The sequence below is a fragment of the Pseudoxanthomonas sp. J31 genome, from assembly GCF_000510725.1.
Taxonomy (GTDB): domain Bacteria; phylum Pseudomonadota; class Gammaproteobacteria; order Xanthomonadales; family Xanthomonadaceae; genus Pseudoxanthomonas.
Genome location: NZ_AZNZ01000014.1, coordinates 1 through 26,844, shown reverse-complemented (window position 1 = coordinate 26,844; position 26,844 = coordinate 1). Strand labels below are relative to the sequence as shown.

General features: G+C 72.5%; 22 protein-coding genes. 9 read left to right on the top strand and 13 right to left on the bottom strand.

Annotation, left to right across the window (positions count from 1 at the left end):
• Nucleotides 1-218 precede the first annotated feature (218 nt).
• A complete protein-coding gene (mnmG, locus tag PSEJ31_RS0113435) occupies nucleotides 219-2,108 on the top strand; it encodes a tRNA uridine-5-carboxymethylaminomethyl(34) synthesis enzyme MnmG (protein ID WP_028915745.1) in 1,890 nt (629 codons plus the stop codon).
• A 68-nt stretch (nucleotides 2,109-2,176) separates the two neighbouring features.
• Nucleotides 2,177-2,872, top strand: a complete 696-nt coding sequence (locus PSEJ31_RS0113430) for a glutathione S-transferase (RefSeq protein WP_026010798.1) — start codon at nucleotides 2,177-2,179, stop codon at nucleotides 2,870-2,872.
• A gap of 22 nt (nucleotides 2,873-2,894) precedes the next feature.
• On the opposite strand, the gene PSEJ31_RS0113425 is transcribed toward PSEJ31_RS0113430, so the two are convergent.
• Nucleotides 2,895-3,419 carry a rhodanese family protein gene (locus PSEJ31_RS0113425; protein WP_028915744.1) on the bottom strand — a complete coding sequence of 175 codons (525 nt, stop codon included), beginning with the start codon at nucleotides 3,417-3,419 and terminating at the stop codon, nucleotides 2,895-2,897.
• 10 nt (nucleotides 3,420-3,429) lie between these two features.
• A complete protein-coding gene (locus PSEJ31_RS0113420) occupies nucleotides 3,430-3,747 on the bottom strand; it encodes a metalloregulator ArsR/SmtB family transcription factor (protein WP_019399989.1) in 318 nt (105 codons plus the stop codon).
• A gap of 76 nt (nucleotides 3,748-3,823) precedes the next feature.
• Between PSEJ31_RS0113420 and PSEJ31_RS0113415 the strand changes: the two genes are divergently transcribed.
• The gene (locus PSEJ31_RS0113415; protein WP_019399988.1) at nucleotides 3,824-4,183 is read left to right on the top strand and encodes a carboxymuconolactone decarboxylase family protein; all 360 of its coding nucleotides are present in this window, start codon (nucleotides 3,824-3,826) and stop codon (nucleotides 4,181-4,183) included.
• Between the two features lie 204 nt (nucleotides 4,184-4,387).
• Nucleotides 4,388-5,296: a cation transporter gene (locus tag PSEJ31_RS0113410; protein WP_028915743.1), complete on the top strand. Its 909-nt coding sequence runs from the start codon at nucleotides 4,388-4,390 to the stop codon at nucleotides 5,294-5,296.
• An 88-nt stretch (nucleotides 5,297-5,384) separates the two neighbouring features.
• Here the strand turns inward: PSEJ31_RS0113410 and PSEJ31_RS0113405 are convergent, their stop codons facing one another.
• The 7 genes from PSEJ31_RS0113405 to glyQ all read right to left on the bottom strand — a co-directional run bounded on the left by PSEJ31_RS0113405 (nucleotide 5,385) and on the right by glyQ (nucleotide 19,434).
• Entirely contained in the window at nucleotides 5,385-7,745 is a 2,361-nt protein-coding gene (locus PSEJ31_RS0113405) for a Tex family protein (protein WP_019399986.1), read from the bottom strand.
• Nucleotides 7,746-7,849: 104 nt separating this feature from the next.
• Nucleotides 7,850-8,404, bottom strand: a complete 555-nt coding sequence (locus PSEJ31_RS16100; protein ID WP_156924950.1) for a DUF6624 domain-containing protein — start codon at nucleotides 8,402-8,404, stop codon at nucleotides 7,850-7,852.
• A gap of 49 nt (nucleotides 8,405-8,453) precedes the next feature.
• Nucleotides 8,454-10,613: a S46 family peptidase gene (locus PSEJ31_RS0113395; protein WP_028915742.1), complete on the bottom strand. Its 2,160-nt coding sequence runs from the start codon at nucleotides 10,611-10,613 to the stop codon at nucleotides 8,454-8,456.
• A 64-nt stretch (nucleotides 10,614-10,677) separates the two neighbouring features.
• On the bottom strand, nucleotides 10,678-14,487 hold the full coding sequence (locus PSEJ31_RS0113390; protein ID WP_028915741.1) for a translocation/assembly module TamB domain-containing protein: 3,810 nt from the start codon (nucleotides 14,485-14,487) through the stop codon (nucleotides 10,678-10,680).
• Nucleotides 14,484-16,271: an autotransporter assembly complex family protein gene (locus tag PSEJ31_RS0113385; protein ID WP_019399981.1), complete on the bottom strand. Its 1,788-nt coding sequence runs from the start codon at nucleotides 16,269-16,271 to the stop codon at nucleotides 14,484-14,486. Before PSEJ31_RS0113385 ends, PSEJ31_RS0113390 begins: the two co-directional genes overlap by 4 nt.
• 120 nt (nucleotides 16,272-16,391) lie before the next feature.
• Nucleotides 16,392-18,488, bottom strand: a complete 2,097-nt coding sequence (glyS, locus tag PSEJ31_RS0113380) for a glycine--tRNA ligase subunit beta (RefSeq protein WP_019399980.1) — start codon at nucleotides 18,486-18,488, stop codon at nucleotides 16,392-16,394.
• Between the two features lie 43 nt (nucleotides 18,489-18,531).
• On the bottom strand, nucleotides 18,532-19,434 hold the full coding sequence (glyQ, locus tag PSEJ31_RS0113375) for a glycine--tRNA ligase subunit alpha (protein ID WP_028915740.1): 903 nt from the start codon (nucleotides 19,432-19,434) through the stop codon (nucleotides 18,532-18,534).
• A gap of 87 nt (nucleotides 19,435-19,521) precedes the next feature.
• Between glyQ and PSEJ31_RS0113370 the strand changes: the two genes are divergently transcribed.
• Together PSEJ31_RS0113370 and PSEJ31_RS0113365 are read left to right on the top strand one after the other, a co-directional pair.
• Entirely contained in the window at nucleotides 19,522-20,283 is a 762-nt protein-coding gene (locus PSEJ31_RS0113370; RefSeq protein WP_028915739.1) for a glutamine amidotransferase, read from the top strand.
• Nucleotides 20,284-20,330: 47 nt separating this feature from the next.
• Nucleotides 20,331-21,227, top strand: coding sequence for a BPSS1780 family membrane protein (locus PSEJ31_RS0113365; RefSeq protein ID WP_019399977.1), 897 nt, complete (start codon nucleotides 20,331-20,333; stop codon nucleotides 21,225-21,227).
• Between the two features lie 7 nt (nucleotides 21,228-21,234).
• Here PSEJ31_RS0113365 and tatC read toward each other — a convergent pair whose 3' ends face one another.
• The 4 genes from tatC to PSEJ31_RS0113345 form a co-directional block, all read right to left on the bottom strand.
• Nucleotides 21,235-21,993 carry a twin-arginine translocase subunit TatC gene (tatC, locus tag PSEJ31_RS0113360; RefSeq protein ID WP_019399976.1) on the bottom strand — a complete coding sequence of 253 codons (759 nt, stop codon included), beginning with the start codon at nucleotides 21,991-21,993 and terminating at the stop codon, nucleotides 21,235-21,237.
• On the bottom strand, nucleotides 21,974-22,408 hold the full coding sequence (tatB, locus tag PSEJ31_RS0113355) for a Sec-independent protein translocase protein TatB (RefSeq protein WP_019399975.1): 435 nt from the start codon (nucleotides 22,406-22,408) through the stop codon (nucleotides 21,974-21,976). Before tatB ends, tatC begins: the two co-directional genes overlap by 20 nt.
• Nucleotides 22,409-22,429: 21 nt before the next feature.
• Nucleotides 22,430-22,648, bottom strand: coding sequence for a twin-arginine translocase TatA/TatE family subunit (gene tatA, locus PSEJ31_RS0113350; RefSeq protein ID WP_019399974.1), 219 nt, complete (start codon nucleotides 22,646-22,648; stop codon nucleotides 22,430-22,432).
• A 90-nt stretch (nucleotides 22,649-22,738) separates the two neighbouring features.
• Nucleotides 22,739-23,608, bottom strand: coding sequence for a lipid-binding SYLF domain-containing protein (locus PSEJ31_RS0113345; protein WP_028915738.1), 870 nt, complete (start codon nucleotides 23,606-23,608; stop codon nucleotides 22,739-22,741).
• A gap of 138 nt (nucleotides 23,609-23,746) precedes the next feature.
• On the opposite strand from PSEJ31_RS0113345, the gene hemH reads away from it, so the two are divergent.
• The 3 genes from hemH (at nucleotide 23,747) to PSEJ31_RS0113330 (ending at nucleotide 26,605) form a co-directional block, all read left to right on the top strand.
• Entirely contained in the window at nucleotides 23,747-24,709 is a 963-nt protein-coding gene (gene hemH / locus PSEJ31_RS0113340) for a ferrochelatase (RefSeq protein WP_028915737.1), read from the top strand.
• Nucleotides 24,706-25,557 (top strand): alpha/beta hydrolase, encoded by an 852-nt coding sequence (locus tag PSEJ31_RS0113335; protein ID WP_028915736.1) that lies wholly within the window; start codon nucleotides 24,706-24,708, stop codon nucleotides 25,555-25,557. Before hemH ends, PSEJ31_RS0113335 begins: the two co-directional genes overlap by 4 nt.
• Nucleotides 25,558-25,627: 70 nt before the next feature.
• Entirely contained in the window at nucleotides 25,628-26,605 is a 978-nt protein-coding gene (locus tag PSEJ31_RS0113330; RefSeq protein ID WP_028915735.1) for a bifunctional precorrin-2 dehydrogenase/sirohydrochlorin ferrochelatase, read from the top strand.
• Nucleotides 26,606-26,844: the final 239 nt, after the last annotated feature.

Here is a 26,844-nt window from a genome sequence, read left to right as displayed (position 1 = left end):
GGGCCGGCAGTCCCCCGACTGCCGGCCCCAGGCTTCCCCATCGCGCGCATGATCGGCCCCTGTTCCAATTCCGATCAGCGCCCCCCGACGCTTTGCCGCGATGGGTGCACATCCGGTATATCCGCACGAAGCGTGCCAAACTTTAGGGCCTGTCCTAAAAAAGCCCGGCCGTGCCTGGTCCCCGCGCGGGACCCCCGGCCGTGGCGGGAACCGCCCCCATGCCTTCCTCCTTCCACCAGTACGACGTCATCGTGATCGGCGGCGGCCACGCCGGCACCGAGGCCGCCCTGGCCTCGGCCCGCTCCGGGGCGCGCACCCTGCTGCTGACCCACAACATCGAGACCGTGGGCGCGATGAGCTGCAACCCGGCCATCGGCGGCATCGGCAAGGGCCACCTGGTCAAGGAGATCGACGCCCTGGGCGGGGCCATGGCCCATGCCGCCGACCTGGCCGGCATCCAGTGGCGCACCCTCAACGCCTCCAAGGGCCCGGCGGTGCGCGCCACCCGCTGCCAGGCCGACCGCGCGCTGTACCGCGCCGCGATCCGGCGCATGGTCGAGAACCAGCCCAACCTGACCGTGTTCCAGGCGGCGGTGGATGACCTGGTCATCGAAGGCGACGCCGTGCGCGGCGCCATCACCCAGACCGGGCTGCGCTTCGAGGCCCCGGCCGTGGTGCTGACCGCCGGTACCTTCCTGGCCGGCAAGGTCCACATTGGCCAGACCACCTACGCGGCCGGGCGCATGGGCGATCCGCCATCCACCACCCTGGCCGCGCGCCTGCGCGAGCGCCCGTTCGCCATCGACCGCCTCAAGACCGGCACCCCGCCGCGGATCGACGGCCGCAGCCTCGACTACTCGGTGATGGAGGAGCAGCCCGGCGACGATCCGCTGCCGGTGATGTCCTTCCTTGGCCGGGTCGAGGAGCATCCGCGCCAGGTCCCGTGCTGGATCACCCACACCACCGCGCGCACCCACGAGATCATCCGTGGCGCGCTGGACCGCTCGCCGCTGTACACCGGCCAGATCGAGGGCATCGGCCCGCGTTACTGCCCCTCGATCGAGGACAAGGTGGTGCGCTTCGCCGACAAGGAGAGCCACCAGGTCTTCGTCGAGCCGGAGGGCCTGGACGTGGTGGAGATCTACCCCAACGGCATCTCCACCTCGCTGCCGTTCGACGTGCAGCTGGAACTGGTGCGCAGCATCCGTGGTTTCGAGCACGCGCACATCACCCGTCCCGGCTACGCCATCGAGTACGACTTCTTCGACCCGCGCGGGCTCAAGCCCACGCTGGAGACGCGGCTGGTGTCGGGCCTGTTCTTCGCCGGCCAGATCAACGGCACCACCGGCTACGAGGAGGCCGCGGCCCAAGGCCTGCTGGCCGGCCTCAACGCCGCCCGCCACGTGCGCGGGCAGGAAGGCTGGGCGCCGCGCCGCGACGAGGCCTACCTGGGCGTGCTGGTCGATGACCTGATCACCCACGGCACCAACGAGCCGTACCGCATGTTCACCAGCCGCGCCGAGTACCGGCTGCAGCTGCGCGAGGACAACGCCGACCTGCGCCTGACCGAGACCGGCCGCCGCCTGGGCCTGGTCGACGACGTGCGCTGGGCGCGCTTCTGCGCCAAGCGCGAGGCGATCGAGCGCGAGACCGCGCGCCTGCGCGCGCTGTGGGCCACCCCGGCCAATGCCGTGGGCCGCGAGGTGGAGCAGGTGCTGGGCGTGGCGGTGAGCCGCGAGACCAGTGCCCTGGACCTGCTCAAGCGCCCGGAGCTGGACTACGCCGCGCTGATGCGGGTGCCGGCACTGGGCCCGGGCGTGGACGATGCCCAGGTGGCCGAGCAGGTGCAGATCGGGGTCAAGTACGCCGGCTACCTCGACCGCCAGCGCGAGGAGATCGAGCGCCAGCGCCGCCATGAGTCCACCCCGATCCCCGCGGACTTCGACTACGCCGCGGTGCGCGGCCTGTCGGCCGAGGTACAGCAGAAGCTGGAGCGCGTGCGTCCGCTGAGCATCGGCCAGGCCCAGCGCATTCCCGGCATGACCCCGGCGGCGATCTCGCTGCTGCTGGTCCACCTGGAACGCCAGCGCCGCAGCCGCGTGGCCTGAAGCGGCCGCGGCGGCGCCGTATGATCGGCGCGTACGCCGTCGCCCCGGCGGCGCGAAGGAGCGTGCCGATGTACGTGCTGCATATCGCCAACCGCAACTACTCGTCCTGGTCGCTGCGGCCGTGGCTGCTGCTGCGGATGCTCGGTATCCCGTTCGAGGAGCGCATGGTGCCGTTCCACGACACCGCGGCCTGGGAGCGGTTCCGCGCGCTGTCGCCCAACGCCAAGGTGCCGCTGCTGGTCGATGGCGACACCGTGGTCTGGGAATCCCTGGCCATCGTCGAATACCTGGCCGAGCGCCATCCGGGCGTCTGGCCGGACGATCCGCTGGCACGCGCCTGGGCGCGCAGCGCCGCCGCGGAGATGCACGCCGGCTTCGGCGAGCTGCGCACGCGTTGCTCGATGAGTTGCGGCCAGCGTGTGCGCCTGCGCGAGGTCCCGGCTTCGCTGCAGCGCGACCTGGACCGGCTTTCGGCGCTGTGGCGCGACGGCCTGGACCGCTTTGGCGGCCCGTTCCTGGCCGGCGCGGCCTTCAGCGCGGCCGATGCGTTCTTCGCGCCGGTGGCGTTCCGCCTGCAGGGCTACGGCCTGTCGCTGGCGGACCCGCAGGCGGAAGCCTACGCGCAGCGGCTGCTGCAGCTGGAGCCGATGCGGCAGTGGTACGAACAGGCGCTGGCCGAGGATTTTCGCGACCTGCCGCATGACGAGGAAATCACCACCTGGGGCACGGTGGTCGAGGACCTGCGGGTGCCGGCAGCCGGATAACCCGGACGCCGCACGCCGTGGTTCAGGCGCGCATCGCCCGGTTCCATGGCATGCGCAGCAGCACGTGGGCCAGGCCGCAGAAGCCGGACACGCCGGCAAACAGCAGGCCGGCGCCGAGGAAGCCGGTCAGCAGCAGGAACCAGGGCGAGACCGTGGCCGCCAGCGTGCTGCCGGCCAGCAGCAGCACGCCCACGGCGATCTGCACCTGGCGGTTCAGTTCCAGCGGCGCCCCGGCTTCGCGCACCACTGGCAGCCCGGCCTGTTTCCACGCATCGATGCCACCGTCCAGCAGCAGGACCTCGCGACCGCCGGCCGCGGCTTCCAGCGCGGCGGCATTGGCCCGGGTACGCATGCCGGAGCGGCAGTGGAAGACCACGGTGCTGGCGGCGGCGTCGCGCAGCTGCGGCGCGTCGTGCAGCCGGTCCAGCGGAATGCAGCAGGCGCCGCTGATGCGTTCGCGCGCATGTTCGTCCGGCGCGCGGATATCGACCAGCAATGCGCCCTGTTCCAGCAGCGAACGGGCGGTGCAGGCATCGACGGTTTTCATGGGGAATCCCTCAGGGGCAGAACACGGACTTGAGCGCGCCCACCAGCGTGGCCACGCGCGGATCGGCGATGCGGTAGTAGACGGCCTGGCCTTCGCGCCGGCAGTCGACCAGGCCGTCCGCGCGCATCCGCGCCAGGTGCTGCGACAGCGCCGACTGGCTCAGGTCCACCTGCTCCAGCAGCTGGCCAACGCCCAGCTCGCCATGGCCGACCAGCAGGCACAGCACCAGCAGGCGCTGCTCGTGGCCGAGCGTGCGCAGCATGGCGGCCGCCTCGGCGGCGCCTTGCTGCATGAAGGCGAGGTCCTTGCGGGAGATGGCTGGGCTCATGCGGCCATTATATGAGCATTGCCTAATTTAGCAATCTCTAATATTCTCGCTGCACATCCTACTGCCGGAGGCCAGCATGAACGCCGCCAACTACACCGAACTGACCCGTGACATCTCGCGCAACCTCACCGCGCTGCGCACCCACAATGCCGACGTGATGCAGGGCTTTGGCGCGCTGGCCAAGGCGGCGATGGCGCCGGGCGCGCTGGACGAGAAGACCAAGGAACTGATCGCCATGGCCATCGGCGTGGCCAACCGCTGCGACGGCTGCCTCGGCTTCCACGCCAAGGCGCTGGTGCGCCTGGGCGCCACCCCGGAGGAGTTCCGCGAGATGCTGGGCGTGGCGGTCTACATGGGTGGTGGTCCGTCGCTGATGTACGCGGCCAATGCCCAGGCCGCCTACGACGAGTTCCGCAAGGCGGCCGAAGCGGCCTGAGTGGTTCGCCCGGGTTGCCGGGCGCGGTCGATTCCGCTCCGGCTTCCCCCGGGCCTTCCGGCGTGGCCTCTCCGGCGCGTCGCGACGGAGCGCTACCGGGCGGTGCCGCATGCGCCAGACCGCCGCCGCCGCGTTAACCTCGACGCCATGTCGTCGTCGCCACTTCCGCCACGGCAGGTCCAGGCAGGTCCCAGCGAGCAGACGGTGCTGGCCGTCTCCATCGGCGTGACCCTGCTGGTCGCGGCGCTGGGGATCGTGTTCGGACTGCTGTCCCACTCCTTCGCCATCGTCTTCGATGGCGTGTACTCGCTGGTGGACGTGCTGATGACGGTGGTCACCCTGCTGGTGGCGCGGCTGATCGCCGCGGCCGATGCCGGCGGGCCGCAGAACCGGCGCCTGGTCGAGCACTTCAGCATGGGCTTCTGGCACCTGGAGCCGATGGTCCTGGCCTGCAGCGGGCTGATGCTCACCAGCGCGGTGCTGTACGCCCTGATCAACGCGGTGCACAGCTTCATCGAGGGTGGCCGCGTGCTGCACTTCGGCCACGCCATGCTGTATGCCGGCGTCACCCTGGTGGCCTGCATCGTGATGTCGGTCTACCAGCTGCGCGCGAACCGCCGCCTGAAGTCGCAGCTGGTGGCGCTGGATGCGCGGGCCTGGATGATGTCCGGAGCGATCACCACCGCCCTGCTGCTGGCCTTCGCCATCGGCAGCACGCTGCAGGGCACGGCGCTGGAGCACTGGACGCCCTACATCGATCCGGGCGTGCTGGCGCTGGTGTGCGTGCTGATCCTGCCGTTGCCGCTGGGAACGATCCGGCGCGCGCTGGCGGACATCCTGCTGGTCACTCCGCAGGACCTGCGCCTGCAGGTGGAGGAGGTCGCACGCCAGGTGGTGGCCGAAGAGGGCTTCCTCGACTTCCGTGCCTACGTGGCCCGGGTCGGGCGCGGTCGCCAGATCGAGCTGCACTTCATCGTTCCGCGCGGCCAGCCGCCGCGCACGCTGGAGTCGTGGGACCAGCTGCGCGACAGCATCGGCGAACGCATCGGCGGCGATCCGCAGCAGCGCTGGCTCACCATCGCCTTCACCACGGACCTGGAGTGGGCCGAGTAGTCCCCCGACGCGACCGGTACGCGGGTAGCCATCTGCAAAAAAAGAAGGGCCGGCAATGCCGGCCCCTCGTTGGTCGCTGCCGGCCTGCTCAGCCGCGGCGCAGGTTCTTCAGCGCATCGGCCATGGCGCTGTTGAACGGCGCGGCCTGCTGAGGCGCACGCGCCGGGTTGCCGCCACGGCCACCGCGATCGCCGCCGCGCGGGCCGTTGCGCTGGTCGCGGTCGCCGCCACGCGCATCGCGCGCGCTGGCCTGGCCCGGCTCGTCGCTGAGGCGGCAGGTCAGGGCGATGCGCTTGCGCGCCACGTCCACCTCCAGCACCTTCACCTTGACGATGTCGCCGGCCTTGACCACGTCGCGCGGATCCTTGACGTAGCGCTCGGACAGGGCGGAGATGTGGACCAGGCCGTCCTGGTGCACGCCGATGTCCACGAACGCGCCGAACGCGGCGACGTTGCTGACCACGCCTTCCAGGATCATGCCGGGCCTGAGGTCCTTGATGTCCTCCACGCCCTCGGCGAACTTCGCCGCCTTGAACTCCGGGCGCGGGTCGCGGCCGGGCTTCTCCAGCTCCTTGAGGATGTCCCGCACGGTCGGCACGCCGAACTTCTCGTCGGTGAACTGCTCGGGCTTGAGCGAGCGCAGGAAGGCGGTGTCGCCGATGATCTGCTTCACCTCGCGGCCGGTGCCGGCGAGGATGCGCTCGACCACCGGGTAGGCCTCCGGGTGCACCGCCGAGGCGTCCAGCGGCTGCTCGCCGCCGTTGATGCGCAGGAAGCCGGCGCACTGCTCGAAGGTCTTCTCGCCCAGGCGCGGCACCTTCAGCAGCGCCTTGCGCGAGGGGAAGGCGCCGTTCTGGTCGCGGTAGGCGACGATGTTCTCGGCCACGGTCGGGGTCAGGCCCGACACGCGCGCCAGCAGCGCGGCCGAGGCGGTGTTCACGTCCACGCCGACCGCGTTCACGCAGTCCTCGACCTTGGCGTCCAGTGCGCGCGCCAGGCGGAACTGGTCCACGTCGTGCTGGTACTGGCCCACGCCAATGGCCTTGGGCTCGATCTTGACCAGCTCGGCCAGCGGATCCTGCAGGCGGCGGGCGATCGACACCGCGCCACGCAGCGACACGTCCAGGTTCGGGAATTCCCTGGCGGCCAGCTCGGAGGCCGAGTACACCGAGGCGCCGGCCTCGCTGACCACGACCTTCTGCATCTTCAGTTCCGGCGCCAGCTTCAGCAGCTCGCCGGCCAGCTTGTCGGTCTCGCGCGAGGCGGTGCCGTTGCCGATCGCGATCAGCTGCACGCCGTGGGCCACGCACAGCTTCTTCAGCGTGGCCAGCGACTGGTCCCACTGCCGCTTGGGCTCGTGCGGGTAGATGGTGTCGGTGGCCACCAGCTTGCCGGTGGGATCGACCACCGCCACCTTCACGCCGGTGCGCAGGCCCGGGTCCAGGCCCAGCACCGCCTTCGGGCCGGCCGGGGCGGCCAGCAGCAGGTCCTTGAGGTTGTCGCCGAACACCGCGATGGCCTCCGCCTCGGCCTTCTCGCGCGCCTGGTTGAACAGGTCCAGCAGCAGGTGCATGTGGATCTTGGCGCGCCAGGCCAGGCGGCAGGCGTTGCGCAGCCAGGCGTCGGCGGGGCGGCCGCGGTCCTCGATCCCGGCGTGGCGGGCGATGCGGCCCTCGGCGTAGGCGTGGCCGGCCTCGGCGTCGGCGCCCGGCTCCAGGTCCAGCTGCAGGAACTCCTCGCGGCGGCCGCGGAACAGCGCCAGCAGGCGGTGCGAGGGGATCTTCGCCAGCGGCTCGGCGTGGTCGAAGTAGTCGCGGTACTTCTCGCCGGCGGTCTCCTTGCCTTCGACCACCTTCGAGCGGATCTGGCCATTGGCCTCCAGCCAGGAGCGCAGCTCGCCCAGCAGGGTGGCGTCCTCGCCCCAGCGCTCGATCAGGATCGCGCGCGCGCCCTCCAGCGCCGCCTTGGGGTCGGCCACGCCCTTGTCGGCGTCGACGAACTGCGCGGCGAACTCCTCCGGGACGCGGGTCGGATCCTCGAGCAGGCCGTTGGCCAGCGGCTCCAGCCCGGCCTCGCGCGCGATCTGGGCGCGGGTGCGGCGCTTGGGCTTGTACGGCAGGTACAGGTCCTCCAGGCGCGACTTGCTGTCGGCCGCCTCGATCTCCGCACGCAGTTCGTCGGTCAGCTTGCCCTGCTCGGCGATGCTGGCCAGGATCGCGGCGCGGCGCTCCTCCATCTCGCGCAGGTAGGCCAGGCGCACCTCGAGGTTGCGCAGCTGGGTATCGTCCAGGCCGCCGGTGACTTCCTTGCGGTAGCGCGCGATGAACGGCACGGTCGCGCCCTCGTCGAGCAGCGCGACGGCGGCCTGCACCTGCTGCGTCTGCGCGCCGATTTCCTCGGCGATGGTCTGGGCGATCTTGCGCGCGAGCGCGGGGGAAATCTCGGTCATGGACTGCGGTTTTCGCGAGGAAAGAGTCGAAAAACCGATTGTCGCCCCCTGCCGCCGGCGATGTAAGCCGTTGACAAGCGCCGCGCGCGCAGTCCCGGTCCGGCTCAGTCCCCGCCCATCGCCGCCGCGCGGGCGCGCGCCCCGGCCAGGGTGGGCACGCCCATGCGCAGCCGCTCGGCGTCGTCGACCGCGTCCTCGTCAACCGGGGAAAGCTCCAGCGCTCCGTCCTTCCCGGCCTGGTACTGGGTGCCGTACCACTGCGGCTGGCCGCGGTGCAGCAGCAACCGGTCCCAGGCCGCGGCGGTCAGCCAGCGCGCGGCGCTGCGTTGCGGATCCAGGGTTGCCGAAACCTGCGCCAGGGCCAGCGCCGTGCGGTAGTCGTCATCGCTTTCGCCGCGCTGGAACAGGATGCCGGCGCGGAAGTAGTCGGTGGCCGTGCGCAGCTGCCCGGCGCGCAGCAGCGCCAGTACCTCGGCGCGGTGGGCACGGTCCTGCTCGCGCTGGATGTCCCAGTCGATGTCGTCGCGGCTGCGGGCGGCCTGGTCGGCCGCGTAGATCGCTGCCAGGCGCGGGTTGTCAGCGGGGGCGGCGGGGTCGTCCGCCATGGCTGGGCCGGCGATCGCCAGCCCGAGCATCGTGCAAAGCAACAGCCTGCGCATGCAGCCTCCCTGTCGGCACGTGGACGCGCCGACAGGGAGGTGGCCGGGCTTACAGCCCCATTTCCCGCAGCACGTGCGGGGCAGGGTAGACCTTTTCCATCAGCCAGCGCATGTAGCGCATGTCCACGTGGACGGCGCGCTTGTAGCGCGGGTCGAACCACCAGCTGGCACTGACCGCTTCCCAGTTGCTGTCGAAGTTCAGGCCGATCAGCTCGCCGCGGGCGTTGAGCACCGGCGAGCCGGAGTTGCCGCCGGTGGTGTCCAGGTTGGTGAGGAAATCCACAGTCTGGGTGCCCAGCTCCGGATCGGCGGTGTGACCGAAGTCGCCGGCGGCGATTGCGTCCAGCAGCGGCTGTGGCGCGTCGAACGGCACCTGGCCGGTGTGCTTCTCGACGATGCCGGCCACGGTGGTGACCGGGGCGTAGCTCACCGCGTCGCGCGGCTGCAACGGCGCGAGCTTGCCGTAGCTGACGCGCAGGGTGCCGTTGGCATCCGGGTACAGGGCGCGGCCCTGGGCCTTGCGCCAGGCGGCCAGCGCGCGCATGTATGCCGGGCGCAGGCGCAGCTGCTCGCCCTCGCTGGTCTTGCGCACGTTCTCCAGGCGGATCTGCGCCGGGACCAGGCGCGCGGCCAGGGCCAGCAGCGGATCGGCCGGCAGCGCCTTGCCCTCGCGTGCGGCGGCGAAGGCGTCCAGGCGCGCCTGCTCGTCGCCCAAGCCGGTGCCGGCGTACAGCGCATCCAGCGCCTGCGCCAGCGCCTCAGGGGTGCGCCCGAAGGCGGCGTCGAACTCGGCCACGCGCTGCGCGTCCGGCAGCTGCTGGTAGCGGCCCAGCAGCTCGCGCAGCAGGGCCTTCTCCACCTCCGGGTGGAAGCGGCGCTGCACCTGGCGCAGCTGGCCCTCGATCAGGGCCAGGTCGCGTGCCTGGTAGCCGGGGGCACGCGCGGCGTCGGGCTTGCCGGACTCGATCCGCAGCCGCTCCAGCACCAGGGCCGAACGCAGCAGCTGGCTCTGCGAGGTGGCCACGCCCAGCAGCAGGTCGCGCTCGCGCATGGCGTTGTCGCGCTCCAGCACCTCGGCCAGCGCGTCGATCTCGCGGCGCTCGGCAGCGGGGGTTGCGGCCAGCATCGCCTGCTCGTCGGCCGTGCGCTGGCGCACCGCGTCGCTGCGGCGCAGGCCTTCCAGCTCGCCGGCGGCGCGCTTGCGGTTGTTCTTCAGGCCCTGCAGCTGCGAGGCGTACAGGGTGCGGGCGCGGGCGTCCTCGCGGCCGGCCTGCTCGATCACCGCGATCAGCGCGTCGAACAGCTCCACGCGCGCCGGCAGGGTCCACTCCACCTGGCGCGCGAACTCGGCCGCGGTGCGGTGGCGGTAGGTCACGCCCGGGTAGCCGGCGAGCATGGCGAAGTCGCCGACCTTCGGCCCGGTGGCCGAGACCTGCAGGTGCGAGGGCGGGTTGTAGGGCACGTTGTCCGGCGAATACGCGGCCGGCTTGCCGTCCTTGCCGACGTAGGCGCGCAGGATGGTGAAGTCGCCGGTGTGGCGCGGCCACATGAAGTTGTCGATCTCGTCGCCGTAGTTGCCGATGGCGCGCGGCGGGGCGTAGACCAGGCGCAGGTCGCGCAGCTCCAGCTGGCGGATGCGGTAGAAGTCGCTGCCGGCGTACATGGCCGCCACCGAGCAGCGGATGCCCGGCTCCTGTTCGCATTCGGAGACGATGCGCTTGGTCGCCGCCTCCACCGCCTCCTGGTAGGCGCGGCCCTTGCGGCCGCGGGTGCCGGCCAGGACCTGGTCGGTGACCCTGTCGAAGCCGACCGTCACCAGCACGCGGAAGTCCGGGTTGGCCGGCAGTTCCTCGGCGCGGGTGGCGGCGACGTAGCCGTTGTCGATCAGGTTGCGCTCGGGCGTGGAGTTGTACTGGATCACGCCGAAGGCGACGTGGTGGTTGGTCAGCACCAGGCCGTCGGCGGACACGAACGCGCCGGTGCCACCGCCGGCACGCACCACCGCGTTGAGCGGGGCGGCGGTCAGGTCGGCCAGCTGCGCCGGATCCCCGGCGTAGCCTGCCTCGCGCAGGGCGCCGGCCAGCTGCGGCAGCTGCGAGGGCATCCACATGCCTTCGTCGGCGCGCGCGGGCGCGGACAGGGCGGTAAGGCAGGCCAGGGCGAGGCCGGCGAGCGCGGCGGGTCTTGCTTTGGACATCTGGGGATCCAGCTGGGAAACGAACCGGGGACGGTAGCCGCGCGCGCCGCGCGCGACAACCGCCGCAGGTCACGGATCAGCGTTCGTGGCGCCAGTTGACCGAGCCGCGGGTCTCCACCGTGGACGACTCGATCTCCAGGTCGAAGCCACGCCGCAGCAGGTACTTGAGGATCAGCACCTGGCCGCTGCCGACCAGCGACACGCCGTAGCCGACGTACAGCTTGGGCGACAGGTACTTGCCCACGCCCACCACCGAACCGCCCAGGGCGCGCGACTGGGTCACGCCGGCGTCGTCGAAGCCCAGGCGCGAGCCCAGCTGCGCCGCCAGCAGGCCGGTGCCGGCGGACATCGCCGCCGAGGCCGCGGTCACCTGGTTGGCCTGGTCGCGGGTGGCGCCTTCCAGGCTGCGGCCCAGCATCAGGTAGGCCAGGGCCTCGGACTGCGGCATGCCCGGGTTGGACCACACCTCCACCCGCGGGGTGGTGGCGTTGCCGGTGACGTCGATGCCGGCGGTGACGTCGCCGACGCGGCGCTCGGCGCGCAGGTTCACCCGCGGGTCGCTGACCCGGTTGTTGCTCCAGGTCATCTGTCCGCGGGTGATCTGCAGCTCCTGGCCGTAGGCCTCGTACTTGCCGCCCACGTCCAGGGCGCCGGTGGCGGTCATCTCGCGGCCGGGGCGGGCGCGCACCTGCAGGCGCCCGGCGAGGGTGCCGGTGAGGCCGTAGCCGCTCAGGCGCACGTCCTCGCCCAGCACCAGGGCCAGGTCCAGGTCCAGCGGTGCCTCGGCGGTTTCCTCCGGGTCCACCGGGTCCAGCACCACCACGTCCTCGGAGATCTCCGCGCCCTGCTCGAAGCGTTCCAGGTCGATGCGCGCACTGGGCACGCCGACCTCGCCGGTCAGGACCATGGTCGGCCCGTCCATGCTGAAGCGCAGGTCGGGATTGGCCACCGCGTGCAGCATCGGGGTGTCGGCGATCAGCACGTCCTGGCCGCGGATGGCCAGCTGCAGCGGCGTGGCCTGGCCGTACCAGGACAGGCCGCCGTCCACCCGCAGCGTGCCTTCGCCGGAGCGCATCGAGGCCTCGATCCGCGCCGAGCCGTCCGGCTGCGCGTCGAGCATGCCGCGGCCCTCGCTCAGCACCAGGCCCAGCGCCGGCAGTTCGCCCTGGAAGTCCTCCAGCAGCAGCTGTCCGCCCAGCGCCGGCGCGGCGCGGGTGCCGCGCAGGCTCACGTGGCCGCGCAGCACGCCGCGCGGCCGCACCAGGTCCGGCGAGAACAGCTCCAGCCAGAACAGGCGCGACATGTAGGTGTAGATCTCGCCGTTGAGCGGCGAGCCGGGATCCCAGCCGGTGGCCACCCGGGCATCGATGTAGCCGTCGCCGGAGAAGCCGCTGCCGAGGCGGCCGCTGATCTGGCGCGGGTCGAACTCCACGTCCAGGCTGAAGTGGTCGTAGCGCACCAGCTCGCGGCGGGTGCGGTCGCCCAGGCGCAGGCCGCCCTCGAGCGAGGCCAGGTGCACGCCGCCGCTCCAGCGCCCGCCCTGCGGGCGCAGGTCGGCGTCCAGCGACAGCTCGCCGCGCAGCACCAGCGAGCGGCCCTCGTTCTTGGGCAGCCACGGCTGGACCAGGGTCAGCGGCAGGCGGTCGCTGTGCAGCTGCAGGCCGCGGCGCGGCCAGTCCGCTTGCGCGCACAGCGCGGCGTCGCCGTCGGCGCCGGTGGTGGCAAGGCAGGCCGGCTGCAGCTGGAAGCGTTCGCCGGCCTGGCTGAAGGCGGCGGGCTCCTGCAGCGCCCAGGCGCTGCCGCGCGCCGGCGCGATCCGCAGCCGCTCGAGCGTGCCCTGCCAGCCGTTGCCGCGTTCGCGCAGCTGCGCGGACAGGACGATGCCGGCGGCCTCCGGGCTGTCGACCTCGGCGTCCAGGTGCAGGTCGGCGACCGCGCCGCGGGCGTGCACGTCGATGCGCTGGATCGCCAGCCCGGCCTCGATGTCGCGCGCCAGCAGGCGCAGGTCGCCGTCGCGGCCGCGCCAGGGCAGGCGCCCGCGCAGCGACAGCGAGGCGGCGCGCCAGTCGTCCCATTGCAGGCCCATGCCCTGCAGGTCGGCGTCCAGGTCCGGCGTGGCCCGCGGGCCGCGCAGGCGCAGGCTGCCCTGCAGGCTGCCGGCGGTGCCGGGCAGCAGGTCGTCCAGGCGCAGCGGCTGCAGCCGGGCTTGCACGTCGATCCGGTCGCCAACCAGGCCGCTGGCCTGCACCCGGCTGCCGCCCAACGCCAGTTCCAGCGCGCCATTGCCGGCCTCGCCCTGCAGCTGGAAGCGGCCGCGGCCGTCCAGCGGGCGCCCGCGCAGGCGGCCGCCGAGGTCCTCCAGCACGAAGCTGGCGTCGAAGCCGTCGGCCGGCTGCCCCGGCGCGGCGCGCTCGCGGCCGTTGCTGGCCAGGCGGCCGTTGACGTTGCCGTCCCAGCCGGGGACGAAATAGCCCGGATCGAAGCCGTCCAGGCGCAGCGCCAGGTCCCAGGCCAGCACCGGATCCCAGCTGGCCTGGCCCTGCGCCTCCAGGGTGCCGGTGGGCATGCGCGCGCGCAGCGCATGGATGCGCGCGCTGCCGGCATCGCCGCGCACGTCCAGCTGCAGGCTGGCGCGGTCGCTGCCGCGCTGCAGGCCGGCATCGCCGTAGGCGGCCCACAGCGTGGTGCTGCCGGCCAGGCCCAGGGCGGCGTCGATGCCTACCGCCGGCGCGTCCGGCTCGGCCGGCTGCAGGCGGATGCCCTCGGCATTGAGCGCGAAGCGGAAGCGGCCCTCGTCGGGATTGGTGAAGTCGGCGCGGCCGCGCAGCCGCACCTGGCCTTCGAGCAGCTGCAGCACCAGCGGCTCGACTTCCAGCACCTGGTCCTCCAGCCGCACGTGCGAGGGCGCGACCACCACGTCCTGGCCGGCCACGCGCGCGCGGCCGGAGATGTCGGCCGCGCCGCCGCTGCCGTCGGCCTGCAACTCGAACGCCAGCGGCTCGTCCATCGGCGCGGCGCCGGTGAACAGGCCCGGATCCAGGCCTTCGCTGCGCGCGCGCAGCTGCCAGGCCGGCGCGTCGGCGTTGCCGCCCAGGCCCAGGGTGGCGCGCAGCGGCTGCGGCGCGCGCCCGCCGATGCCCACTTCCATGCGCGACAGGTCGCCGCGCGCGATCAGCCCCAGCCGCGCCGGCACCCCGCCGTCGGTGGCGGGGAACACCGCGGTGGCCAGCAGGTCGCTGCGGTAGTCCTCCGCCGGCACGTAGTCGCCGTGCACCGCGAACAGGCCCAGGTCGCTGTCCACCTGCAGCTGTTCGGCGTGCAGGCGGCCGTTGGCGATGTCGATGCCGCCGCGCAGCCTGCGGATGTCGATCACCGGCTCGCCGCCGGAGCTCACGCGCAGGCCGTCGACCATGATCGCGTCGGCCTGGATCGCCAGTGGCATCTCGATCGCCGGCAGCGACTCCGGCCAGCTGGGCAGCTCGAACGGTTCGTCGCTGCGTGCCAGGTTGAGGGTGGCGTCCTCGAGCACGAACGCATCCAGGCGCAGGCGCCTGCCCAGCAGCGGGCGGATGTCGGGATCGAGCACCGCCCGGCGCGCGGTGAACCGGTAGTCCTGGTAGCGGAATTCGAGGCCATGCAGGACCAGCGGACCGGCGACCGGGCCCTCGGCGCGCTCCCAGGTCAGCGCCGAGTCCACCGGCAGGCGCGAGACGATCTGCGCCAGCAGCACGTCGCGCCCGGCCACGGTCTGCAGCAGCCAGTACACGGTGACCAGCACGGCCAGCACCAGCGCCAGCACGCCCAGGCCGGACCAGGCCCAGAAGCGGCGGCGCCGGTAGAAGCGCGGGCGGCGCGGCGGCGGGGCGGGGGCGTCGGTCGTGCTCACAGGTTGGCCCCCAGGCTCAGGTAGATCTGGAAGCTGGAATCAGGGTCGTCCAGGCCATGGGCGATGTCGATCCGCACCGGACCCACCGGCGAACGCCAGCGCGCGCCGATGCCCACGCCCACGCGCGGGTTGAAGTCGCCGTCGAAGGCATCGCCGGCGTCGACGAAGGCCGCGCCGCCCCAGGGGCCGCCCTTGAAGTAGTGCTCGTACTCGACCGAGGCGGTGACCACCCGGCGCGCGCCGAGGGCGAAGTTGTCCGGCGGCGGGGTACGCGGGCCGACCTCGCGCCAGGCGTAGCCGCGGATGCTGCGGTCGCCGCCGGCGAAGAAGCGCAGGCTGGGCGGCATCGCCACCAGTTCGCCGGTCCAGGTGGTGCCGGCCTCGCCGCGCACGATCAGGCGGTCGGCCACGCCGAACGGGCGGTACCAGGTGCCGCTGCCGTGCAGCTGGATGAAGCTGGTGTCCGAGCCCACGTTCTCCACGCCACCGCGCACGGCCAGGGTGCCGCTGAGGCCACGGCGCGGGAACAGGCGGTCGTCCACGTCGACGTAGGTGGCGCTCAGTTCCGGGTAGACCAGGGTGGAATAGGTGTACAGGCGCGAGCCGGTGGCCGTGTCCATGTCGTAGCTCCAGCGCTCGCGCAGCGCGTTGAGCGAGGCCACCGCGGTCCAGCGCTCGCTGATCTCGCCGCTGCGGCTGGCCACCAGCTTCACGTTGCGCAGGTCGATGTAGTCGGTCTGCTCGTCGTAGAAGCCGATCGAGAAGCCGTACCAGCCGTCCAGCCAGGCGAACGCGGGGACCCGGTACTGGGTGAGGAAGCTCTTGCGCTTCTGCGCCCAGTCCAGGTCCCAGTTGAGCTTGTGCCCGCGGTCGTTGACGTAGCGCCGCTCCACGCCCAGGCGCACGCCGGTGCCGCTTTCGGTGCCGTACGAGAGGCCGGCGGTGTAGATGTTGCGCTTGGCCATCACCAGGTTGACGTCCACCGGCACGCGCAGGTCGTCGCTGGCTTCCTCCGGCTTGGGCTGGATGTCGATCGCGCTGAAGTAGTCCAGCCGCACCAGCGACTCGCGCAGGCGGTCGAGCTTGCCCTCGTGGTAGTAGCTGCCTTCCTCCCAGGTCACCAGCTTCTCCAGCAGGCCGGGCCGGAAGTAGTCCTGGTGGAAGGTGGTCGGGCCCATGTCGTAGCGGAAGCCGCTGTCCCAGACCAGGTCGACGTCGGCCGCGGCCTCGGCGCGGCTGACCCGCACCTCGCGGGTGAGGAAGTCGGCGTCGAAGTAGCCGCGTTCGGCCAGGCGCCGGGTGATGCCGTCCTTGTGTTCCTCGTACAGGGCGTGGTCGAAGCGCTCGCCCGGGCGCGGGCGGAAGCCGGCCAGGTCTTCCTGCAGGTAGTGGTCCTCGCCGCCGGGGCCGGCGATGTCGACCCGGAAGTCGCGCACCTGCACCGGCTGGCCCTTGTCGATGCGCAGGGTGACGGTGATCCGGTCCTGCTCGTCGCGGACCGAGTCGACCTCGATGCTGGGCGAGTAGTAGCCGAACGGCTCCAGCGCGCGGCGGGCGTCGCGCTCGGCGTTGAGCAACAGCAGCTCCAGCCGCGACTCGCCCTGTTCCTTGCCCAGCACGTCGTTCAGGCCCAGCGACAGGCGCACGTTCTGCTCGATCGCCGGGTCCTTCTCCAGGCCGTCGATCTCGATCTTGCTGATGGTGCCGCGCGCCAGCGCCAGCGACGGCGCCAGGGCCAGGAGCAGGAGGGGCAGGCAGGCTTGGACGCGACGTGGAAGCGGCATCGGCGCAGGATACCGGGATCGCGCCAAGGCGGCCTGAAGGGCCGCGTACCGCCGGCCGCGAACCCCGCGGCCGGCAATGGAGGCGGTGGCGCGCGGCGGGGCCGCCACGCGCCGCGGGGATCAGGCCGACAGGTGCCCGATCGCGGCCACCGCGCCGAAGCGGTCGGCCAGGCGCTTGAGCAGGGCCAGGCGGTTGCCGCGCACGGCCGGGTCCTCGGCGTTGACCATCACCTGGTCGAAGAACGCATCCACCTGCGGCCGCACTTGCGCCAGGCGCTCGAGCACGCGCACGTAGTCGTGCTGCCGCAGCGGGCCGTCGGTCTCGGCCAGCGCCGCCTCCACCGCCTCGCCCAGGGCGCGCTCGGCGTCCTCGGCGAACAGCGCCGGGTCGGTCGCCTCCGGAATGGCGATGTCGGCCTTCTTCAGGATGTTGCCGATGCGCTTGTTGGCCGCGGCCAGGGCATCGGCCTCCGGCAGCGCGGCGAAGGTGCCGATCGCGGCGATGCGGGTGTCGAAGTCGGCCAGCGAGGCCGGGCGCAGCTCCGCCACCGCGTTGAAGTGCGCGGCGGGCACGCCCTTGTCGGCGTAGTAGCCGCGCAGGCGGTCGAGGATGAAGTCGTACAGCTCGGCCGGATCGGCCGACGCGGTGGCGCCGTCCTTGCCGGCCGGCAGCGGGCCGATCGCCTGCGCCGCCCTTTCCAGCAGTTCCTTCAGCGACAGTTCGAAACCGGACTCGATCAGCGTACGCGCCAGGCCCAGCGCATTGCGGCGCAGGGCGAACGGATCCTTGTTGCCGGTCGGCTTCAGGCCCGCGGCGAAACCGCCGGCCAGGGTGTCGGCGCGTTCGGCAATCGCCAGCACCTGGCCCAGGCGCGAGCCGGCGATGGCGTCGCCGGAGAAGCGCGGCATGTAGGCCTCGTCGATCGCCAGCGCCACTTCCTGCGGCTCGCCCGCGGCCAGCGCGTAGTGGCGGCCGGCGATGCCCTGCAGTTCCGGGAACTCGTTGACCATGCGGCTCTGCAGGTCGTTCTTGCCCAGCTCGGCGGCACGGCGCGCCTGCGCCGGATCGGCGCCGACCTGGACGGCGATGGCCTCGGCCAGCGTGGCCACGCGCGCGACCTTGTCGGCCACCGTGCCCAGCTTGGCCTGGTAGGTGACGGTCTTCAGGCCCTCGCCCATGGCCACCAGGCCCTGCTTGAGGTCCTCGTCGAAGAAGAAGCGGGCGTCGGCGAAACGCGGGCGGATCACGCGCTCGTAGCCCTTGCGCACCTCGGCCACGTCGCGCGACTCGATGTTGGCGGTGCCGATGAAGTACTCGGTCAGCTTGCCGGCCGCGTCCAGCACCGGGAAGAACTTCTGGTTGATCTCCATCGTCTCGATCAGCGCTTCCTGCGGCACGGCCAGGAAGTCGCGCTCGAAGCTGCACAGCACCGCCGCCGGCCATTCGGTCAGGCACACCACCTGCTCGAGGTTGTCCTCGGTGATGCGCGCGCTGCCGCCGGCCTGGGCCGCGGCCTGTTCGGCCTGCTCGACGATGCGGGCGCGGCGCTCGGCCGGATCGACCAGCACCTTCGCCGCGCGCAGCGCTTCCACGTACTGGCCCGGCGCGGCGATCTCCACCGGGCCATTGGCCTCGAAGCGGTGGCCGCGGCTGCTGCGGCCGGCGGCCACGCCCAGCACCTGCGCCGGCACCACCTCTTCGCCCAGCAGCAGCACCAGCCAGTGCACCGGACGGGCAAAGGCGTAGTCATGGCCGCCCCAGCGCATCGGCTTGGGTACCGGCATCCCGGCGATGGCCTCGGCCAGCACCTCCGGCAGCAGCTCGGCGGTGCGCGCGCCCGGCTTCACCGAGCGGTGCACGAAACGCTCGCCCTTGGCGTCGCTGGTGCGTTCCAGCGTGGTCCACTCGACCCCGGCCTTGGCGGCGAAGCCTTCCAGCGCGCGGGTCGGCTTGCCCTCGGCGTCCAGGGCGATGTTCAGGTACGGGCCCAGCACTTCCGAGCGCTGCTCGGGTTGCTCGGTGCCCACGCCCGGCAGCAGCACCGCCAGCCGGCGCGGGGTGTACAGCGGGCGCGCGCCGGTGGCGTCCACCGCCACGCCGCGCTTCTGCAGCGCGGCCACGACGCCGTCGAAGAAGGCCTGCGCCAGGCCCGGCAGCGCCTTGACCGGCAGCTCCTCGGTGCCCAGTTCGATCAGCAGGGGAAGTTGCGTGCTCATGGATGTTCCTGTGGTGGATGCGGCGGCCGGGAAGGGGGCGCGGTCACGCGCCGTTCTTCAGTCCCGGGAAGCCGAGCTTCTCGCGCTGGGCGTAGTAGGCCTGGGCCACGGCCTGGGCCAGGGTGCGCACGCGCAGGATGTAGCGCTGGCGCTCGGTCACCGAGATGGCGCGGCGCGCGTCCAGCAGGTTGAAGGTGTGGCTGGCCTTGCACACCTGCTCGTAGGCCGGCAGCGGCAGCTGCGCCTCGACCAGCTTCAGCGCCTCGCGCTCGCAGGCGTCGAAGCGGTGGAACATCTCGGCCACGTCGGCGTGCTCGAAGTTGTACGCGCTCTGCTCGACTTCGTTCTGGTGGTACACGTCGCCGTAGGTCACCGGGCCCTGCGGGCCGATGGTCCAGACCAGGTCGTAGACGTTGTCCACGTTCTGCAGGTACATGCACAGCCGTTCGAGGCCGTAGGTGATCTCGCCCAGCACCGGGCGGCACTCCAGGCCGCCGGCCTGCTGGAAGTAGGTGAACTGGGTCACCTCCATGCCGTTGAGCCACACCTCCCAGCCCAGGCCCCAGGCGCCGAGGGTCGGCGATTCCCAGTTGTCCTCGACGAAGCGCAGGTCATGCACCTTCGGGTCGATGCCCAGCGCCTCCAGCGAGCCCAGGTACAGCTCCTGGATGTTGTCGGGGTTGGGCTTCATCACCACCTGGTACTGGTAGTAGCGCTGCAGGCGGTTGGGGTTCTCGCCATAGCGGCCATCGGTCGGACGGCGCGAAGGCTGCACGTAGGCGGCGTTCCACGGCTCCGGGCCGAGGGCGCGCAGGAAGGTGGCCGGGTGGAAGGTGCCGGCGCCGACCTCGAGGTCCAGCGGCTGGATCAGCACGCAACCCTGTTCGGCCCAGTAGGCATTGAGGGCCTGGATCAATCCCTGGAAGGTCGGACCAGTCATCGGCATTTATTGCGCTGCGGAAAAGCGGGCTAGTATAGGCCCAAGCCCCGTCCCGTACGGGTTTCCGCCGCCCCGGACCCCCCGGATCCTGCCGTGACCGACCGCGCGCCCTTCCTGATCGTGGAAACCGGCCAGCCCGTGGGCAGCCTCAAGCGCTATGGGCGCTTCCCGCACTGGATCCGGGTGGCGGCCGGCCTGGCGGCCCGGGACGTGACCGAGGTCAACGCCGAGCGCGGCGAGCCGCTGCCGGAGCCGCACGGCCTGGCCGGGGTGATCGTGACCGGTTCGGCGGCGTTCGTGACCGATCGCGCCCCGTGGAGCGAGCACACCGCCGGCTGGATCCGCGAGGTGGTGCAGGAGGGCACGCCGCTGCTGGGCATCTGCTACGGCCACCAGCTGCTGGCCCACGCCCTGGGCGGTGAGGTGGACTACAACCCGGCCGGGCGCGAATCGGGCACGGTGTTCATCGACCTGCACCCGCCGGCGTTCGAGGACCCGCTGTTCGCCGGCATGCCGCCGCGCTTCGCCGCCCACGCCACCCACCTGCAGACCGTGATCCGGCCGCCGGAGGGTGCGGCGGTGCTGGCCCGCTCCGAACAGGACGCCTGCCACGCCTTCCGCTGGGGGCAGGGCGCCTGGGGCGTGCAGTTCCACCCCGAGTTCGCCACCCACCACATGCGCGGCTACGTCCACGCCCGCGCCGAGTGCCTGCGCAACCACGGCCGCTGCCCGCGCACGGTGGCGCGCGAGGTCAGCGCGGCGCCGCAGGCGCGGCGGTTGCTGCGGCGATTCGTGAAGCATGCCCGCGGCCAGCACGGCGCAGGTACCCACGCCCGCGGCGCCGATCGCGGATAATTGCCGCAGACGCGCCGACCCCCGGCGGCGACGCACACGGAACAGGAATGGACACGATTCGCAGGCTGCCGGCTTCGGCCGGCGCGGAATGGCTGCTGGGCGGTTTCGCCCTGCTGCGCCAGGCGCCCCTGGCGCTGGGTTCGCTGGGCGCACTGTGGGGACTGCTGGGCACCCTGGTGCTGGCGGTGGCCGCCACCGTGCCGGCGCTGGGCGCGCTGGTGCAGCTGCTGGTCGCGATCGCCGGCCCGCTGCTGTTTGCCGGCCTGGTATGGGCGGTGCGCGAGGTCCAGCAGGGCCGCCCGGCGCTGCCTTCGCACCTGGGCCAGGGCGTGCGCGACGGGCACCTGCCCGGGCTGCTGGCGACCCTGCTGCCGCAGGTGGTGGCGGGCCTGCTGCTGGGCATCCTGCTGCTGGTCCTGGTCGGCCCGGAGCAGCTGCAGCGGCTGAGCGCGGTCAGCGAGGAGCTCAACGCGATGGCCGCCTCCGGCGTGCAGCCGAGCCCGGAGCAGGTGCAGGAGATGATCGCCGACCTCCCGGCCGGGCGGATCCTGCTGTGGCTGCTGCTGGGCCTGGGCCTGGCCGTGGTGGTGGCGATGACGGTGTTCGTCTCGGTGCCGCGGATCGTGTTCGACGGCCGCCCCGGCCTGGCCGCGATGGGCGACAGCCTGCGCGCCAGCCTGCACAACCTGCCGGCGCTGGCGGTGTTCTTCCTGCTGGCCGTGGTCGCCCTGTTCGCGGTCTACTTCGCGGTGATGCTGCTGGCGCTGCTGGCCCAGGCCCTGGCCGGCCCGCTGTTCGGGGCGCTGGTGGCGCAGGTGCTGCTGATGGCGGTGGTGATGCCGCTGCTGGCCGGCGCGGTGCTGGTGGCCTGGGGCCAGCTGTTCGGCCATGCCGCGCCGCCGCCGGTGCCCGGCGCGGCCGCGTCCGGCCGGCTGGAGGCCTGAGCGCGGCTCAGGCCTGGTCCGCTTCCCCGTCCTCGCCGCGGCCCAGCAGCCGGGCCGCCCAGATCCCGGCCTCGTACAGCAGGCACATCGGCACCGCCAGCAGCAGCTGCGAGACCACGTCCGGCGGGGTGATCACCGCCGCCAGGATGAAGATGCCGACGATCGCGTAGCCGCGCCCGGCACGCAGCTGGTCCGGGGTGACCCAGCCCAGCAGCACCAGGATCACCAGCGCCACTGGCAGCTCGAAGCTGGCGCCGAAGGCCAGGAAGATCACCAGCACGAAGTCCAGGTAGGCGCTGATGTCGGTCATCATCGCCACGCCCTCGGGCTTGACCGCGGCCAGGAAGCCGAACACCGACGGCAGCACCACGAAGAACGCGAACGCGCAGCCGGCATAGAACAGCAGCACCGAGGACACCAGCAGCGGCAGCGCCAGGCGCTTCTCGCGCCGGTACAGGCCCGGGGCGACGAAGGCCCAGGCCTGGTACAGCAGCCATGGCGCGCTGCCGAGCACGGCGGCGAAGAACGCCAGCTTCAGCGGGGCGAAGAACGGCGAGGCCACCTCCACCGCGATCAGCTGGCCGCCCTCGGGCAGCTTCTGCAGCAGCGGGGCGGCCAGCCAGGCGTAGAGCCGGTTGGCGAACGGCAGCAGCGCCAGCAGCAGCACCACCAGGCCGGCCAGCGCGCGCATGATCCGCGCGCGCAGCTCCAGCAGGTGCTCCATCAGCGGGCTTTCGCTGTCCGTCTCAGGAGTGGCGGGGTCCATCGCGCTCCTCGGCGGGATCGGCGGGCGGGGCGGGTTCGGTATGCGACCCGGGTGCGGGCAGCGGCGCTTCCGGGTCGGCTGCGGGCTGGGGGGCTTCCCCGGCCGGTTCCGGCGGGCGCAGGTCCGCCTCGACCTGCTGGCGCAGGCCATCCAGGCCGCTGCGCGCGGCTTCGGCTTCCTGGCGCAGGGTGGCTTCGGCCTGGCGCAGCGAATCCTGGGTCTCGCGCAGGCTGCGCTTGAGTTCCTCGGCGGCCAGCTCGCGCTCCAGCTCGGCGCGCACCGAGTACCACTGCGCGCGGGCGCGGCGCACCCACAGCCCGGCGAAGCGGGCCGCCTTCGGCAGCCGCTCCGGGCCAAGCACGACGAGGGCGACCACCGCGATCAGCAGCAGTTCGCCAAAACCGATGTCGAACATTCCGCGTACGCCGACGCGGGATCAATGCTGCGCGCGGTCGCGCTCGGCTTCGGTCTTCGATGCGTCGGTCCGCTCGTCGCCGAGCTGGCCGGCCGGCTTCTCCGGCTCGCGCATCCCTTCCCTGAAGCCCCTCACCGCCTCGCCGATGTCCTTGCCGGCACCGCGCAGCCGTTTGGTGCCGAATACCAGCAGCACCACGACCAGCACGACGATCCAATGCCCGATGCCCCAAGCGCCCATGGCTGCTCACATAGTCAAATCAACGGTCTGACAGCATAGCGCAGGCCCAGCGGAACCGGGCCGTTCCGCTGGATGGTTCAGCAATCCCGGTCAGTACGGCAGCGGCTCGCTGCGCACGCCATCGTCCACCGGCTCGAAGCCCTGGGTCGGCGCCGGGCCGGCCGGCGGCGGCGCCGGCAGGGTCTGCAGGCCCTGGGTCTGCGCCTGCGGCTGCTGGTTGGGGATGGTCACCCGGCCGACCGGGGCGGCGGCCGGGGCCGCGGTGCCGCGGGTCACGCGCGCGGCATGGGTGGCTTCCTCCAGCTGGTCGCGGAAGGCCACGATGGCGTTGCTGGGGGCAGCCTGGGCGCGGTCCTCGAACACCATGCGCGGCGTGGTCGTCGACCCGTAGACCACGGCCTGGGCGTTGCTGTCGATGCGCAGCACCGCGCCGTCCAGGGCCACGCCGGCGAACAGGCCGCGGGCGCGCGACCAGGACCAGATCTCGGCCTTGAGCTGGCCGTCGGTGGCCGCGGCGGCATTGCGGCCCACCGGGCCGGCGGCCACGGCGGCGTCGGCGCCGAGGGTGAACTTGCCGTTGACCACGTTGTCGAGGCTGCGGTCGTTGCGGAACACCAGCACGATGTCCGAGGACTGCACGCCGGCCTGGAAGCCGATGCTGCCGCCGGTCAGGGTCACGAACACCGGGTTGGACCAGGTACCGTCGGCGGTCTTGACCGACATCAGGCCGTGGCCGCGGCGCCCGCCGATCACCAGGCCGGCCTTGATCGCGTCCGGGATGACCACGATCGCCTTGGCCTCGTCCAGCAGCTTGTCCGGGATCGCCTGCTCCGGGATCTTCTGGATCTCCTCCAGCACCCGCACCGCCTCGCGCGCCCGCGCGTCCTCCTCCGGGCCGGCGATGGCCGGAGCGGCCACCAGCAACAGGACGGGAAGCAGGAACTTGCTCAGTTGCGACATCGTTGGACTCCGCGAGGGTGGCCGGCGGCCACGGTTCGCCCGGAACTTAGGTTTGCGGCAATGAATCGCGCCTGAGGCGCGCTGCCCCCGCGCGGCGTCCCGGGCCGGGCCGGCGCGCGTCTGTCAGAATACGACGCCATGAACAACGCCGCCGCCACCACGCTGCTCGTGGTCAACCTGGGGACGCCGGAGGCGCCGACCGCGCCGGCCGTGCGCCGCTACCTGGCCGAGTTCCTCGGCGACCCGCGGGTGGTGTCGATCCCCGCGATCCTGTGGAAGCCGCTGCTGCATGGCCTGATCCTGCCGCTGCGCGGGCCGCGTTCGGCCGCCAACTACGCCAAGATCTGGCTGCCGGAAGGCTCGCCGCTGCTGGTCTACACCCGCCGCCTGGCCGCGCGCATGCAGGAGGCGATCCCCGAGTGGCGTGTGCTGCCGGCGATGCGCTACGGCGAGCCGGCCCTGCGCCAGCTGCTGCGCGACCTGCGCAGGCAGGGCGTGCGCCGCCTGGTGGTGCTGCCGCTGTACCCGCAGTACTCGACCACCACCACCGCCTCGGTGGCCGACGTGGTCGCCGCCGAGACCCAGGACATGGACGTGACCCTGGTCGAGGACTATTCGACCGACGCGGCCTGGGTCGAGGCCGTGGCCGCCAGCATCCGCGCCCACCGGGCGCAGGGCGGCGAAGGGCGCCACCTGCTGTTCTCCTTCCACGGCCTGCCGCAGCGGGTGGCCGATGCCGGCGATCCCTATCCGCAGCGCTGCACCGCCAGCGCCGAGGCCATCGCCGCCGCCGCCGGCCTCCAGCCCGGGCAGTGGTCCATCGGCTACCAGTCGCGCTTTGGCCGCGAGCGCTGGCTGGAGCCCTCCACCCAGGCCGAACTGGACCGCCTGGCCGCGGCCGGCGTGCGCGAGGTCGACGTGGTCTGCCCGGGCTTCGCGGTGGACTGCATCGAGACCCTGGAGGAAGTGGCCCTGGGCCTGGCCGAGCACTTCAGGTCGAAGGGCGGCCAGCTGCGCTACATCCCCTGCCTCAACGACGCGCCGGAACACGCCGCGGCCCTGGCGCGGCTGGCCCGCCACGCGGCCGGCACGGTGGAATGACCCCGGCCGAGGTCGCGCTGCCGGGCAGCTGCGGCGAGCTGGCGGCGCTGCGCGTCGAACGTCCCGGCGCGCCGAAGGTAATCGCCCTGCACGGCTGGCTGGACAACGCCGCCAGCTTCCTGCCGCTGCTGCCGCACCTGCCGCCGCTGGACCTGCTGCTGCTCGACTTCCCCGGCCACGGCCGCAGCGCGCACCTGGCGCCGGGGGCCGAGTACGTGATGGTCGCCTACGTGCACGCGCTGCTGGACGCGGCCGATGCCCTCGGCTGGGAGCGCTTCGCGATCCTGGGCCATTCCATGGGCGCGGCGGTGGCGGCGATGGCCGCGGTGGCCCAGCCGCAGCGCGTGGCCCGCCTGGCCCTGGTCGAGAACCTCGGCCCGCTGGCCGAGGACGAGGACGCCGCGCCGGCGCGCCTGCAGCAGGCGGTCTCCGCCGCGCGTGCCCGCCGCGGCAGGTCGCTGCGCGTGTTCCCGGACCTGGAGCTGGCGGTACGCGCCCGCCTGCAGGCCGGCCCGATGCAGGAACACGCCGCGCGCCTGCTGGTGGAACGCGGCACCCGCGCGGTCGACGGCGGATACGTGTGGAGCAGCGACCCGCGCCTGACCTTGCCCGGCGCCAACCGCATGACCGAAGGCCAGGTGCGCGCCCTGCTGCGCGCGCTGGAATGCCCGCTGCACCTGCTGCATGCCCGCCGCGCCCAGCCGTACTTCCCGGAAGACGTGCGCGCGCAGCGCCTGGCCGAGGTGCCCGGGGCCGCGGTCACCGTGCTGGAGGGCGGCCACCACCTGCACATGGACCAGCCCGAAGCCGTGGCCGCGGTGCTGGGCCCGTTCCTGGCCGCGGGCTGATCGCGCGCCACCGTCGACAGGGCCCGGCCCGCAGGCGAGGATGCGCCAAGGCCGTCAGGGAGAAGACCGGATGGGGCTGTACCCGCTGTTTGCCGATCTGGCCGGGCGCGAGGTGCTGGTGGTCGGCGGAGGCGAAGTGGCCGCGCGCAAGATCGCCGCGCTGCTGCGCGCCGGCGCCGAGGTGCACCTGCATACCCGCAGCATCGACCACCCTGACATCCAGGCCGCGGTGGACGCCGGCCGCATCGCCTGCCTGCACGGGGAGTTCGACCCGGCCTGGCTGGACGCGGTGTGGCTGGTGGTCGCCGCCACCGACGACCACGCCTTCAACGCCGCCCTTGCCGCGGAAGCCGGGCGCCGCCGGCGCCTGGTCAACGTGGTCGACGATGCCGTCCTGTCCACCTACCAGGTGCCGGCGGTGGTGGACCGCTCGCCGCTGGTGGTCGCGATCTCCTCCGCGGGCGCGGCGCCGATGCTGGCCCGGCGCATCCGCGAGCGCCTGGAAACCCTGCTGGATCCGGCCATTGGCACGCTGGCCGGCCTGTTCGCGCGGCATCGCGAACGCATCCGCGAAGCGCTGCCGGACCTGGCCCTGCGCCGGCGCTGGTTCGAGCGCATCCTCGATGGGCGCCTGGATCCGGTGGCCGCGGACCCGCAGGCCCTGGAAGCCGCCTTCCTCGGGGAACTGGACGCGGCCGCTGCCCGCGGCGACGTGCGGGGCAGCGTGTCCGCCATCGCCGCGGTCGAGCCCGACCTGCTCACCTTGCGTGCGCTGAGGGCGCTCAACGAGGCGGACCTGATCCTGGTCGGCCCGGAGGTGCGGCCGGAAGCGCTGGAGCCGGCGCGGCGCGACGCCAGCCGGGTGGCTGCAGGGTCGGCCGACGAGGCCGCGCGCCTGGCGGTCATGCATGCCGGCGATGGAGCGCGCGTCGTCTATCTATATGCAGCGCGTGCTGGCGGCGACGGTATCGACCGCGTGGAAGCCGCTTGCGCCAATGCCGGCGTGGCTTTCCGCCGCATCCCCGGGGTGCCGGTGAAAATTCCCTGAAAATTTCCCTATTCAGGTACTTCCCAAACGCGCCGGGCACGTGCACAATGCGCGCCCTCCCGACGACACCACGGTGTTGCCGGTGGTCCGGGAAAACGGAGTGGCTTCAACACGAAGTGCTTGCGGATTTCTGGAAGTCGCCTATACTGGGCGGCTCGCTCACCAAGGACGCTTCGGCGGGTTGGTGAGGGGTTTGGAAAACGACCTCTTCACGAGGTGTTGACGAAACCCAAACGGGC